The organism is Pseudomonas sp. Je.1.5.c (assembly GCF_051129895.1).
Lineage (GTDB): Bacteria > Pseudomonadota > Gammaproteobacteria > Pseudomonadales > Pseudomonadaceae > Aquipseudomonas > Aquipseudomonas urmiensis.
Genome location: NZ_JBCPSP010000073.1, coordinates 1 through 12440 on the forward strand (window position 1 = coordinate 1; position 12440 = coordinate 12440).

A 12440-nucleotide genomic window follows, 5' to 3' on the forward strand; every position below is an offset into this window, starting at 1 on the left:
AGCTATTTCAGGTTCACCTGAGCTATCGCGGGGCAAGCCCGCTCCCACGTATGTTTCAGTTACCGGCCTTGATGCTGGTCCAGATCCTGGTACGAATCCGGTCGATCTTCGCCGGCATCGCCTCTAGCGCATACAGCTTGCCCATCACATCCTCGCTCGGATAAATCATCGTGTTGCCCTTCATCGCCGGGTCAACCAGCGCATCCGCCTTGAGGTTGCCGTTGGCGTACTGCACATGGTTACTGATGTTGGCCATCACATCCGGCTGCAGCAGGTAATTCATGTAGGCGTAACCGGCCTTCTCGTTGGGTGCATCGGCGGGCATGGCGACCATGTCGAACCACATCGGCGCGCCTTCCTTGGGAATCGAATAGCCCACTTTCACGCCATTGTTGGCCTCCTCGGCGCGGTTCTTCGCCTGCAGTACATCCCCCGAGAAACCGACCACCACGCAGACATCGCCGTTGGCCAGATCGCCGGTGTACTTGGACGAGTGGAAGTAGCTGATGTACGGGCGCACCTTCATCAACAGCGCTTTGGCCTTGTCGTAGTCTTTCGGATCCTGGCTGTGGTGCGGCAAGCCCAGGTAGTGCAGTGCGATTGGCAGCAGCTCCGGGCCATTGTCGAGCACCGCCACTCCGCAGCCCTTGAGCTTGGCCATGTACTCAGGTTTGAAGATCAAGTCCCAGGAGTCGACCGGGGCGTTATCGCCGAGCACTGCCTTGACCTTGTCGATGTTGTAGCCGATGCCGGTACTGCCCCACAGGTAGGGGAAACCGTACTGGTTGCCTGGGTCGTTGACCTCCAGCGCCTTGAGCAGCACCGGGTTGAGGTTGTGCCAGTTGGGCAGCTGGCTCTTGTCCAGCTTCTTCAAGGCCTTGCCTTGAATTTGCCGGGCCATGAAGTGGTTGGAAGGAAAGACCACGTCGTAGCCGGAGTTACCGGTCATCAGTTTGCCGTCGAGCGTCTCGTTGCTGTCGAACACGTCGTAGGTCGGCACGATGCCGCTGGCCTGCTGGAAGTTCTTGAGGGTGTCGGGGGCGATGTAGCTGGACCAGTTGTAGATCTTCACCGAGTCGGCGGCATTGGCCACGCAGGCGGCCAGCATCAGTGGGGCGATAAGAAGCGTGCGCATGTCCGGTATACCTTGCTTGGTCTGTTGTTATCGAAGGGGTATCGAAAGGCGGCAGAGGCGATCAGCGGATCAGAAAATCAGAACGTAGGTCTTGCGCACGGTTTCCTGGATATCCCAGGTGCCGGTGCTGTTGGCCGGTAGCATCAGTGCGTCTCCGGCTTCTATGAGCAGGGGCTCGCCACCGTCAGGGGTGAAGGTGCAGCGGCCCTTGATGAAATGGCAGAACTCCTGTTGCACGATCTGCCGCCGCCAGCGCCCGGGGCTGCACTCCCAGATGCCGGTTTCGACACCGTCGCTGCGCTCGACGCTGGTGACCGACGTCACCGCGACGGGTTCGCCAAGGGGGACGGCGACCGGGTTGGCGTGCTCGAGGATGGCGCTGTCGGTGTGCTTGAACTGGGTAATGCTCATGACCGGTGGATCCTGTGTGGTGATAAAGGCAAGTCAGTGCATGAAGCCTTCCATGAGGTCCGCCAGGCCACTGGCCAGGCGCCGCCTCCACGGCGCGCTGGCAGGGTTGGCGAGGGTCCTGTCCTCGTGGACGAAACTCTGGATGATCGCGTTGTAGCCCAGCCAGCGGCACGGTTCGGGCGGCCAGCTGGCCAGGCTCGACACTGGGCGGTTGTCGTGCACCCAGGGCTGGGCGGTGAGTGGGTTGTGTTGGCCGAGAATCAACGCTGCCAGGGTGCGCCCGCCGAGGTTGGTAGCGCCGACGCCTTCACCGCCATAGCCGCCGGCCAGGGCAATGCCGCGCTGACGGTCGCAAAGCATGTGCGGGCGGAACCGCCGTGCCATGCCAAGGTTGCCGCCCCAGGAGTGGGTGATGCGCACGTGCTTGAGCTGCGGGAACAGTTCGCCGAACAGATAACGGCGCAGCTCGATCTCGTTGTCTTCGAGGTTGAAGTTCTCGCGCAGACGACCGCCGAAGCGATAACCGCCGCGTGCGCCGAACACCAGGCGGTTGTCGGCGGTGCGCTGCCCGTAGGTGACCTGGCGGCTGCTCTCGCTGAAGGCTTGCCCCTGAGCCAGGCCGATCTGCTCCCAGGTCGATTCTGGCAGTGGCTCGGTGGCCACCAGCAGGCTCTGCACCGGCAATTGATGCTTACCCAGCGGCGGTAGGCTGGCGGCGTAGCCTTCTACAGCCGGCACCACCCAGTGGGTGCGCACCTGGGCCAGCGGCGTGCGTACTTCGCCGGGCTGAAAGTCATTGGCGGGGGTGTTCTCGTAGATTGTCACACCCATGCTCTCGACTACCCGCGCCAGGCCGCGCACCAGCTTGGCGGGCTGAATGGTGGCGGTGTGCGGGCTGAAGATCGCGCCGTAGGCGTTGCTCACGCGCAATTGCCCATCCAACTGCTCGGGGCGCAGCCAGCGGTAGTCATCTTCGGTCATGCCTTGGCGGTAAAGGTCGTCTAAGTAGGCGCGCAGGCTGCGCTCCTGCTCGGGGTAGCGTGCAGCGCAATACAGCACGCCGCCTTTGCGATAGTCGCAGTCGATGCCTTCGCGCTTGAGCACGCTGTCGACTTCATCGGGAATGCCATGCAGCAAGTCGATGCTGGCGCGCCGTTGCTGTGGCGAAAGGGTGGCCAGCAGACGATCTTCGCCGAGCATGTTGCCCATCAGCCAGCCGCCGTTGCGCCCGGAGGCGCCGAAGCCGGCGATATGGGCTTCGACGATGGCGATCTTCAGTTGCGGTGCCTGGCGCTTGAGGTAGTAGGCGGTCCACAGCCCGGTGTAGCCAGCGCCGATGATGCATACGTCCAGATCGAGGTCTTCGCGCAGGGCAGGGCGTGCGCAGAGGGGCTCGTCGAGCTGGTCCATCCAAAGGCTGATCGTGCGCCAGGGTTGCATCAGGTGCGGCTCCACATCGGTAAGGTCTGTGGCCGATCCTAGGGTCCTGTGGCGGTGGCTGTCTTACGTGCGTGCACGCAGGGAAACTTGCTTCACATAGGCCTTGGGCGAAAGACCGGTGTGTTCGCGGAACGCTTTGTAGAACGCCGACAGCGAGTTGAAACCGGCGCTGAAGGCCAGCTCGTCCATGGTCGAGGCGACGCTGTCATCGTCCAGCCCGGCCAGCAAATGTTGCAGGCGGGCTTGGTTGACGTAGCGATAGAAGCTCTGGCCGAGCACTTGATTGAGCAGGTAGGAGATCTGGTTGCGGCTGTAGCCGCTCTCTTTGGCAACCCGCTGCAAGTCCAGTTCGGGGTCCAGATAGGGGCGCTGGCGCTGGAAATAGTGCTCAAGGTCCTGGGCCATGGTGCTCAGTTGCCTGGGCGACAAGCCCAGGCGGCTGGTAGCCGGGCGCGAGCTGGCGCCGCTGAGCCCCTGCGTGTTCTGGCGCACCAGGGTGGCGTACTCGTTGACCCGCCAGATCAAGCCGTCCTTGACCGTGATCGCTTCGCTGGACTGGAACGCGGCCAGGCCGTCGCCGCCCTGCACGGTGACCTGGTACTGGATGAACGCAGTACAGCCATCGACGCGGATGCGATCGCTATGGACGATGTCCTCGCCGGCTTCGTGGGGCAGGCACACGCGTACGTAGTCGCGTAGCGCCTGGTAGTTGAGCACGCGGTTCTGGAAAAAGTCGTGGTACTCGACGTCCGGGTGATACAGCGCCATCACCCCGTCGAGGTCGCGGTGCTTCCAGCACAGGTGGTAGCGCAGGACCGTTGCGGCGGTGATCGGCGTTTGTTCAGGGCCGTCGGGGAGTGTGCTCGGGATCATGCAAGTGATGGTGCCGGTGAGATCATCGCGGGGCAAGCCCGCTCCCGCACATTTTGCCACTGTGTCAGGGGGCTGGTGAGAGCGGGCTTGCCCCGCGATGAGTGCGCTGGACCTTGCATAAAACCCTGAGCTCAAAGCGCCAATCCGGGTGTTTTGCACGATCCTTACCAGCCTGATCCAGCTAACCCGTTGATTTGCCGTTGTGTAATTTTTTGACACAGTTGGCACAGCGCCTGCACCGCCCTAAGTGCAAAGCACATGGAATCGTTGCTCACCACAAAAGGCGCTGAATCATGATTACCACTGCCGATCTGCCAACCACCGTCGCCGAGGGCCCGAATCGCTCGGGTGTGTCCTGGGCGGCGATCTTCGCGGGTGCCGCTGCGGCGGCCGCCTTGTCATTGATCCTGATGATCCTCGGCGCAGGCCTGGGGTTCGCTGCGTCTTCCCCCTGGGCCCATGAGGGCGCCAGTGCCAAGGCGCTGGGTATTTCCACCATCGTCTGGCTGCTGGTCACACAGATTATCGCTTCGGGTGCCGGTGGCTACATCGCCGGGCGGCTGCGGGTGAAGTGGGCCAACCTGCACGGTGACGAGGTGTATTTCCGCGATACCGCCCATGGGCTGTTGGCCTGGGCAGTCGCTACATTGGTCGCCGCCATGTTGATCGTGGCCACCGCAGGCAATATCGCCAGTGCCGGTGCCCAGGCGGGCGCCGCTGCGGTGGGTGGAATGGCTGCCGCGTCGACCGCGGCGGTTGCCAAGGATGCCGGCGGGCCTGATGCCGATCCGATGGGTTACTACGTCGATGGCCTGTTCCGCAGCGAGGGCCCTGCGGCCGTCAGCGAAGATGCGGCCAATGCGGTGGCGGGGCGAATTGTCACCCGCGCCCTGAGCAATGGCGGGGCGATGGATCCGGCTGACCGCACTTATCTGGCGCAGTTGGTGGCGCAGCGTACCCGCTTGACCCAGGCCGAAGCCGAGGCGCGGGTCGATCAGGTCTATGCCCAGGTTCAGGAGGATGCACAAAAAGCCAAGGTTGCCGCTCAGCAAGCGGCAGACACGGCGGCCAAGGTGGCGGCGTGGACGGCGCTGTGGACCTTCATTGCGCTGCTGTGCGGTGCGTTTTTCGCAAGCTTCGCTGCCCTGTTCGGTGGTCGTCAGCGCGATCAAGCGCGCTGGATCGACGAGGATGGGCTGGGGTATGGCGAGCGGCGTGCGGTTAACGCTGGGACTGCGCCGATTCGCTAAGGGTTAATGTTCGAGGAGAAACATCATGCGCTCTATATTGCTGTGGATGCTTGGGGTACCGATTCCGGTGATCATTCTGATCGCGATCTTTATGCATTGAAGATTTTGGGGCCGCAAAGCGGCCCCAAAAAGCATCATGCCAATCTAAAGAAACTGCTCCGCGTAATGACACGCCACCTGCCGCGTCCCAACCTGGCGAAACGCCGGCACTTCCTTGCCACAGCGCTCCGTGGCATACGGACAACGCTTGTGAAACGCACAGCCATCCGGCGGATTGAGCGGGTTAGGCAGCTCCCCGGTGATGCGAATCTTCGGCTTCAACGGATCGGGATGAATCGCCGGCGTCGCCGACAGCAAGGCCTGGGTATAGGGATGCAGCGGTTTCTCGTAGATATCTTCCTTCGGCCCCATCTCCGCTGGCCTTCCTAAGTACATCACCAGCACCTGATCGGCCACATGCCGCACCACCGCCAGGTTGTGCGAGATGAACACGTAGGCGGTGTTGAACTGTTTTTGCAGGTCCATGAACAGGTTCAGCACCTGCGCCTGGATCGACACATCCAGCGCCGAGGTCGGCTCATCGGCCACCAGCACCTTGGGCTGCAACATCATCGCTCGGGCCAGGGCGATCCGCTGGCGCTGGCCACCGGAGAACATATGCGGATAACGCTGGTAATGCTCAGGGCGCAGGCCCACCTGCTGCATCATCGCCTGCACCCGTTCACGGCGCTCGGCCTTGCTCAGCGACGTGTTGATCAGCAGCGGCTCGGCCAACTGGTCGCCGATCTTCTGCCGCGGGTTGAGCGAGGCGTACGGGCTCTGGAAGACCATCTGTACGTCGCGGCGCAGTTGCTTGCGCTCGGCCTTGCTGGCGCCGTTGACTTCGGTGCCGGCGATCTGCAGCGAACCTGCGGTGGGCTCTTCGATCAAGGTCAGTGCGCGGGCCAGGGTCGACTTGCCACAACCGGACTCGCCCACTACGGCGAGGGTCTTGCCAGCCTCCAGCTCGAACGACACGCCATTGAGCGCACGTACCAGGGCGTGGCCTTTGAACAGGCCGCGGGACACTTCGTAATGGCGGGTCAGGTCACGGGCGGTAAGCACGGCGGTCATCACGCCACCTCCTGGTTCAGCGGATAGAAGCAACGCGCCAGGCTATGCGCCTGCGGGGCAAGAGGCGGGCGTTGGCGTCGGCAGTTGTCCTGCACATAAGGGCAGCGCGGCGACAGCAGGCAACCTTGCGGGCGGTCGTAACGGCCGGGGACGATACCGGGCAAGGTGGCCAGGCGCTCGGCGCCGATACTGTGCTCAGGAATGGCAGCCAGCAACGCCTCGCTGTAGGGGTGGGCAGGGAGGTCGAACAGCTCCGGTACCTGGCCGACTTCCACCGCTTGGCCGGCGTACATCACGCATACGCGCTTGGCCGTTTCAGCGACCACGGCCAGGTCGTGGGTGATCAGGATCAGGGCCATGTTGCGTTCTTTCTGCAAGTTGACCAGCAGCTCCATGATCTGCGCCTGGATGGTCACATCCAGCGCGGTGGTCGGCTCGTCGGCGATCAGCAGCTTGGGCTCGCCAGCAATGGCCATGGCGATTGCCACGCGCTGGCTCATGCCGCCGGAGAGCTGATGCGGGTAGGCATCCAGGCGGCTTTCGGCGGCAGGGATCTCGACCTTCTTGAGCAATTCGAGTGCCCGTTGGCGCGCCGCCTTGCCCTTCAGGCCCAGGTGTTGGCGCAGTACTTCTTCGATCTGGAAGCCTACGGTGTAGCTAGGGTTGAGCGCGGTCATCGGGTCCTGGAAGACCATGGCGATGTCCTTGCCGACCACTTTGCGCCGCTGACGGCCGCTGAGCTTGAGCATGTCGATGCCAGCGAAGGTCATGGCATCGGCGGTGATCCGCCCCGGGGCGTCGATCAGGCCCATCAGGGCCATCATGGTCACCGACTTGCCGGAGCCTGATTCGCCGACGATGGCGACGATCTCGCCCGCGTCCACCGCCAGGTCCAAGCCGTCCACGACAGGTACGGCATCGGCGTCGCCGAAGCGCACATTGAGATTGTTGATCTGCAACAGTGACATGGCGTTCTCCTCAGGCGGCGTTCTTGAGTTTCGGGTCCAGCGCATCGCGCAGCCCGTCGCCCATCAGGTTGATTGCCAGCACACTGAGCAAAATGGTCAGGCCTGGCAGGCTCACCACCCACCAGGCGCGTTCGATGTAGTCGCGGGCCGAGGCCAGCATGGTGCCCCACTCAGGGGTAGGCGGTTGCACGCCAAGGCCAAGGAAGCCCAGCGCGGCGGCGTCGAGAATCGCCGAGGAGAAGCTCAAGGTCGCCTGCACGATCAGCGGCGCCATGCAGTTGGGCAGCACGGTGATGAACATCAGGCGCGGCAGGCTGGCGCCGGCCAGGCGGGCGGCGGTGACATAGTCGCGGTTGAGTTCACCCATCACCGCGGCGCGGGTCAGGCGCACGTAGGACGGCAGCGAGACGATGGCGATGGCGATTACCGTGTTGATCAGCCCAGGGCCGAGGATGGCGACGATCGCCACTGCCAGCAGCAGCGACGGCAGCGCCAGCATGACGTCCATCAGGCGCATGATCGATGGGCCGAGGATGCGCGGGAAGAACCCGCCAAGCAGACCGAGGAAGATCCCCGGAATCAACGACATCACCACCGACGACAGGCCGATCAGCAGCGACAGCCGTGCGCCCTGGATCAACCGCGAAAGCAGGTCGCGGCCCAGCTCGTCGGTGCCGAGGATAAATTGCCAGGTGCCGCCTTCAAGCCATACCGGCGGGGTCAGCAAGAAATCGCGGTACTGCTCGCTGGGGTTGTGCGGGGCCACCCATGGCGCGAACAGTGCGCAGAACACCACCAGGCACATGAACGCCAGGCCCGCCACCGCGCCTTTGTTGCGCGAGAACGCCTGCCAGAATTCTTTGTACGGCGAGGGGTAGAGCAGGCTCTGGTCGACCGGGCTGGGCGGGGTCACGGAGTTTGGAATCGGGCTAGTCATGACGAGGCCTCAGCGCTGATGACGGATGCGTGGGTTGGCCAGGCCGTAGAGGATATCCACGACGAAGTTGACCAGGATTACCAGGCAGGCGATCAACAGGATGCCGTTCTGGACCACGGGGTAGTCACGGGCGCCGATGGCTTCGATCAGCCATTTGCCGATGCCCGGCCAGGAGAAGATGGTTTCGGTGAGCACCGCGCCGGCCAGCAAGGTGCCGACTTGCAGGCCGAACACAGTGAGCACCGGGATCAGTGCGTTGCGCAGGCCATGCACGAACACCACGCGGGCTGGCGACAGGCCTTTGGCGCGCGCGGTGCGGATGTAGTCTTCGCGCAGCACTTCAAGCATCGACGAGCGGGTCATGCGGGCGATCACCGCCAGCGGAATGGTGCCGAGCACGATGGCCGGCAGGATCAGGTGCATCACCGCGTCCTTGAACGCGCCTTGTTCATCGCTGAGCAGGGTGTCGATGAGCATGAAGCCGGTCTTCGGCTCGATGTCGTAGAGCAGATCGATCCGCCCCGACACAGGCGTCCAGCCCAGGCTCACGGAGAAGAACATGATCAGGATCAGGCCCCACCAGAAGATCGGCATCGAGTAGCCAGCCAGCGAGATGCCCATCACCCCATGGTCGAACAGCGAGCCGCGCTTGAGCGCGGCAATCACCCCGGCCAGCAGGCCGACGATGCCGGCAAACAGCAGGGCGGCGAAAGCCAGTTCGAGGGTGGCCGGGAACAGCGTGGTGAACTCGTTCCACACGCTTTCACGGGTGCGCAGGGACTCGCCCAGGTCACCCTGGGCCAGCTTGCCGACGTAGTCCAGGTACTGGGCTGGCAGCGGCTTGTTCAGGCCCAGGCGCTCCATGGCCTGGGCATGCATCTCGGGGTCGACCCTGCGCTCGCCCATCATCACTTCCACCGGGTCGCCGGGGATCAGGCGTATGAGCGCAAAGGTCAGCAAGGTGATGCCGAAAAACGTCGGAATCAACAGGCCTAGGCGCCGGGCAATAAAACTCAACATTGTCTGGGTTACCTCATCAGGCTGGACTTGCCAGCCGGTTAGAGCATGCCGCCGGTGCCCGTGTGGGTTGCCGGCGGTCGTTATTGTTCTACTTCACCCGGGTAGTGGCGAAGTTGTTATTGGTCAGAGGGTTGATGTGATAACCCTCCACGTTCTCACGCATGGCTGTGAACATCTTCGGATGAGCCATGCTGATCCAAGGCTGGTCCTCATCGTACACCGCCAAGGCCTTGAAATAGAGGCTTGCGCGCTCATCGTTGTCGATCACTTCACGGGCGCGGGTAATCAGCTGTTGGAACTTAGGGTTGCACCAGCGCGCATAGTTCTCGCCGCTTTTGGCCGCATCGCAGCTGAGCAGTGGGCTGAGGAAGTTGTCCGGGTCGCCGTTGTCGCCGGCCCAACCGGTGGAAACCATGTCCGCCTCGCCATTCTTGGCCCGGCGCAGCATCTCGGCCCACTCCATCACGCGGATGTCGAGCTTGATGCCGATCTTGGCCAGGTCGGCCTGGAGCATCTCGGCCGACAGGCGCGGATTGGGATTGGTCGGGCCGCCGCCATTGCGGGTGAACAAGGTCAGTACAGTGCCTTCTGGAACGCCAGCCTCCTTGAGCAAGGCGCGGGCTTTATCCAGGTCGCGAGGTGGATTCTTGTTGTTGGTATTGAAGCCGATCATGGTCGGCGGATAGGGATTGACCCCGACCAGCGCATTGCCTTTGCCAAACAACTGATCGACATGGGTCTGGCGGTCGAAGGCCATGTCGATGGCCTTGCGCACGCGTACATCGCGCAGGTACTTGTGCTCGGTATTGAGGGCGATGTAGCCGGTCACCAGGGCTTCCATTTCGGCGACCTTGAGTTTCGGGTCGGTCTTGATCGAAGGCACATCATCGGGCTTGGGATAGAGCGCCACCTGACATTCGTTGGCGCGCAGCTTTTGCAGGCGCACGTTGCTGTCGGTAGCGATGGCGAAGATCAGCGCATCGGCCGGGGGCTTGCCGCGAAAGTACTCAGGGTTGGGCTTGAAGCGGACCTGGGCGTCCTTGTTGTAGCGTTGGAAGATGAACGGGCCGGTACCGATGGGCTTGCTGTTGAGCTCGCCGGTTCTGCCGGCCTTGAGCAACAGGTCGCCATATTCGGCGGAGTAGATCGAGGTGAAGGCCATCGCCATGTCGCGCAGGAACGGCGCCTCGGGGCGATTGAGGGTGAACACCACGGTGTGCGCGTCGGTCTTTTCCACCGACTTGAGCAGGTCCTTGAAGGCCATGCTTTCAAAATACGGGTAGCCGACGCTGGTCTTGTCGTGCCACGGATGGTTCGGATCGAGCTGGCGGCGAATGCTCCACAGCACGTCGTCGGCATTGAAGTCGCGGGTCGGCTTGAAGTAGTCGGTGGTGTGGAATTTCACCCCTTGGCGCAAGTGGAAGGTGTAGCTCAGGCCGTCGTCGCTGACCTCCCAGCGTTCGGCCAGGGCCGGCTGGATATCGGTGGTGCCCGGCTTGAAATCGACCAGGCGGTTGAACAAGGTCTCGGCCGAGGCATCGGCGGTGACCGCGGTGGTGTACTGGACGATGTCAAAGCCTTCCGGGCTGGCCTCGGTGCACACCACCAGTGGCTTGGCGGCCAGGTTACTGGCGGCGCCGAGGATAACCGCTGCCAGGGCAGCGCGTAGCGGTAGAGATCTCATGGAACCTCCCTGCAGTGATGATTCCAGCGTAGCCGCCACGGCCCGCCTGACGCGAGCCGTGGCGTCAACGGTCAGAGGATGTTGAACGGAATGGTGGTGACGATACGCAGCTCGTCCAGGCTACCGTCGGCCTGGGCCTTGCTCGCCCGGTGCGCGGTGTAGGTGGCGCGGATGCTGGTGTCTTTCAGTGGCCCACTCTGCACCGCATAGCTGGTGCCGATACCCCACTCATAGTGGGTCTCGCCGTCCATGCCGCGCACATTGTAGGCATTGCCGCGGTAGTGCGTGCCGTCGATGCCCCAGCCACGAGCGTTGTACAGGTTGAACTTGAGCCCTGGCACGCCGTAAGGCGCCATGTTCAGCACGTAGGAGAGCTGCAGCGATTTCTCGTTGGGGCCGTTGAAGTCCGACAGCAGCGAGTTGGCCAGGTAGATGCCGTTGGTCTCGTGCAGGTAGTCGAAATACTCGTTGCCATTCACTTGCTGCCAGGAGGCGGTGAGGGTGTGCGCCTGGTGGGTCAGACCGAACGACAGGCTGTAGGTGTCGTTGTCGATGTCGCCCATCTTCTTGCTGCCTTCATCCACGGTCTTGTAGTAGTTAAGACCCGTGGTCAGGCTCAGTACCGCGCTGTCGCCAAGCACGTGGTTGGCGCCGAAGTAGTACTGGTTCCAGAAGTCGTCGACCTTGGTGGCATACAGGCTGGTGGTCAAACTCTTGAACGGCTGGTAGTTGACCCCGGCCGTGCTCGCGCGGTCGGTCTCTACCCCGGCGGCGCCGTACTCGCTGCGGAATTTGCTCAGGCTCTGCTCGGTGCGCGGCGAGACCCGGTCGAAGCTGCCCAGGTCGAACGACAAGTTGTCGAACTCGGCGCTGTGCAGGCTCACACCTTGGAAGCTCGAGGGCAGGGCGCGGTTGCCGATGTAGGCGATCATCGGCGTGTCGAGCGACTGGCGGCCGACGGTCAGGGTGGTATTGGAGATGCGTGCCTTGATATTGGCCAGGCCCGCCTTGCTCCATTGGCCGACCGGGTCGCCGTCGCTGTGGGTCAGGGTGCGGTTGTTGGGCCCGGCGATGGCGGCGCGGCCGCGTTCCAGGGCAATGGCGTTGTAGGCCGCGACTTCAGTGGCGAAGCCCACGGTGCCTTGGGTGAAGCCCGAGCTGTAGTTGAGGATGGTGCCCTGCACCCAGTTGTCGCGGCTGTGGGTGTCGTGGCGGCTGCCGTCGCTCTTGCTGTACTGCCACAGCGGTGCGCGGGTGGCGCGTTCGCGGGCGTACCAGTTGCGGGTGCTGCCGGTCAGGCTCTGGCCCTCGAAGAAGCCGCTTGCCTCGGCTTGTTCGCTGGACGCTTTAAGGCTCAGCGGGAAGAACGCCTGGCTGGCCGGTTCGGCCTGGGCGAGGGCGCTAAAGGCGCTGACCGACAGGGCTAGTGCGGTGGTGGTAATGGGTCTCAAGGTGAAAGCTCCCTTTCATTTTTTTAGTTATCGACCTGCCTTGTGAGCAGGCGCTGTTGCGGTGGTGCTGGGGTTGCCGCGGGGTGACCGGGCAAGTTCGGGGGGCAAGGATTCGCTGCCGGCCTCATCGCGGGGCAAGCCCGTTCCCACGTACGCGA

Annotated in this window: 11 protein-coding genes; 1 reads left to right on the plus strand and 10 read right to left on the minus strand. The window is 63.1% G+C overall.

Annotated elements, in window-relative coordinates:
- Nucleotides 1-55: 55 nt before the first annotated feature.
- From AAZU54_RS26560 to AAZU54_RS26575, 4 genes are all read right to left on the minus strand, one after another.
- Entirely contained in the window at nt 56-1135 is a 1080-nt protein-coding gene (locus AAZU54_RS26560; protein WP_186554059.1) for a polyamine ABC transporter substrate-binding protein, read from the minus strand.
- 69 nt (nt 1136-1204) lie between these two features.
- The gene (locus tag AAZU54_RS26565) at nt 1205-1546 is read right to left on the minus strand and encodes a cupin domain-containing protein (RefSeq protein ID WP_186554058.1); all 342 of its coding nucleotides are present in this window, start codon (nt 1544-1546) and stop codon (nt 1205-1207) included.
- 33 nt (nt 1547-1579) lie between these two features.
- On the minus strand, nt 1580-2986 hold the full coding sequence (locus tag AAZU54_RS26570; RefSeq protein WP_186554057.1) for an NAD(P)/FAD-dependent oxidoreductase: 1407 nt from the start codon (nt 2984-2986) through the stop codon (nt 1580-1582).
- Nucleotides 2987-3049: 63 nt separating this feature from the next.
- Nucleotides 3050-3859: an AraC family transcriptional regulator gene (locus AAZU54_RS26575; RefSeq protein ID WP_186554296.1), complete on the minus strand. Its 810-nt coding sequence runs from the start codon at nt 3857-3859 to the stop codon at nt 3050-3052.
- A gap of 293 nt (nt 3860-4152) precedes the next feature.
- On the opposite strand from AAZU54_RS26575, the gene AAZU54_RS26580 reads away from it, so the two are divergent.
- Nucleotides 4153-5109 (plus strand): hypothetical protein, encoded by a 957-nt coding sequence (locus AAZU54_RS26580; protein WP_312152535.1) that lies wholly within the window; start codon nt 4153-4155, stop codon nt 5107-5109.
- A 144-nt stretch (nt 5110-5253) separates the two neighbouring features.
- Here AAZU54_RS26580 and AAZU54_RS26585 read toward each other — a convergent pair whose 3' ends face one another.
- The 6 genes from AAZU54_RS26585 to AAZU54_RS26610 all read right to left on the minus strand — a co-directional run bounded on the left by AAZU54_RS26585 (nt 5254) and on the right by AAZU54_RS26610 (nt 12282).
- The gene (locus tag AAZU54_RS26585; RefSeq protein WP_186554055.1) at nt 5254-6222 is read right to left on the minus strand and encodes a peptide ABC transporter ATP-binding protein; all 969 of its coding nucleotides are present in this window, start codon (nt 6220-6222) and stop codon (nt 5254-5256) included.
- On the minus strand, nt 6222-7190 hold the full coding sequence (locus AAZU54_RS26590; RefSeq protein WP_186554054.1) for an ABC transporter ATP-binding protein: 969 nt from the start codon (nt 7188-7190) through the stop codon (nt 6222-6224). The genes AAZU54_RS26585 and AAZU54_RS26590 overlap by 1 nt, the downstream gene beginning before the upstream one ends.
- A 10-nt stretch (nt 7191-7200) precedes the next feature.
- Nucleotides 7201-8127: an ABC transporter permease subunit gene (locus tag AAZU54_RS26595; protein WP_186554053.1), complete on the minus strand. Its 927-nt coding sequence runs from the start codon at nt 8125-8127 to the stop codon at nt 7201-7203.
- 9 nt (nt 8128-8136) lie between these two features.
- Complete coding sequence (locus AAZU54_RS26600; protein ID WP_186554052.1) at nt 8137-9147, minus strand: ABC transporter permease subunit; 1011 nt, start codon at nt 9145-9147, stop codon at nt 8137-8139.
- 88 nt (nt 9148-9235) lie between these two features.
- A complete protein-coding gene (locus AAZU54_RS26605; RefSeq protein WP_312152530.1) occupies nt 9236-10831 on the minus strand; it encodes an ABC transporter substrate-binding protein in 1596 nt (531 codons plus the stop codon).
- Between the two features lie 71 nt (nt 10832-10902).
- Complete coding sequence (locus tag AAZU54_RS26610) at nt 10903-12282, minus strand: OprD family porin (RefSeq protein WP_405129846.1); 1380 nt, start codon at nt 12280-12282, stop codon at nt 10903-10905.
- Between the last annotated feature and the right edge of the window lie 158 nt (nt 12283-12440).

Excerpts from the sequence above, each read along its gene's own strand:
- AAZU54_RS26605 (WP_312152530.1), bottom strand. The coding sequence starts at position 10,831 with ATGAGATCTCTACCGCTACGCGCTGCCCTGGCAGCGGTTATCCTCGGC.
- AAZU54_RS26560 (WP_186554059.1), bottom strand. The coding sequence starts at position 1,135 with ATGCGCACGCTTCTTATCGCCCCACTGATGCTGGCCGCCTGCGTGGCC.
- AAZU54_RS26565 (WP_186554058.1), bottom strand. The coding sequence starts at position 1,546 with ATGAGCATTACCCAGTTCAAGCACACCGACAGCGCCATCCTCGAGCAC.
- AAZU54_RS26580 (WP_312152535.1), top strand. The coding sequence starts at position 4,153 with ATGATTACCACTGCCGATCTGCCAACCACCGTCGCCGAGGGCCCGAAT.
- AAZU54_RS26575 (WP_186554296.1), bottom strand. The coding sequence starts at position 3,859 with ATGATCCCGAGCACACTCCCCGACGGCCCTGAACAAACGCCGATCACC.
- AAZU54_RS26585 (WP_186554055.1), bottom strand. The coding sequence starts at position 6,222 with ATGACCGCCGTGCTTACCGCCCGTGACCTGACCCGCCATTACGAAGTG.
- AAZU54_RS26590 (WP_186554054.1), bottom strand. The coding sequence starts at position 7,190 with ATGTCACTGTTGCAGATCAACAATCTCAATGTGCGCTTCGGCGACGCC.
- AAZU54_RS26570 (WP_186554057.1), bottom strand. The coding sequence starts at position 2,986 with ATGCAACCCTGGCGCACGATCAGCCTTTGGATGGACCAGCTCGACGAG.
- AAZU54_RS26600 (WP_186554052.1), bottom strand. The coding sequence starts at position 9,147 with ATGTTGAGTTTTATTGCCCGGCGCCTAGGCCTGTTGATTCCGACGTTT.
- AAZU54_RS26595 (WP_186554053.1), bottom strand. The coding sequence starts at position 8,127 with ATGACTAGCCCGATTCCAAACTCCGTGACCCCGCCCAGCCCGGTCGAC.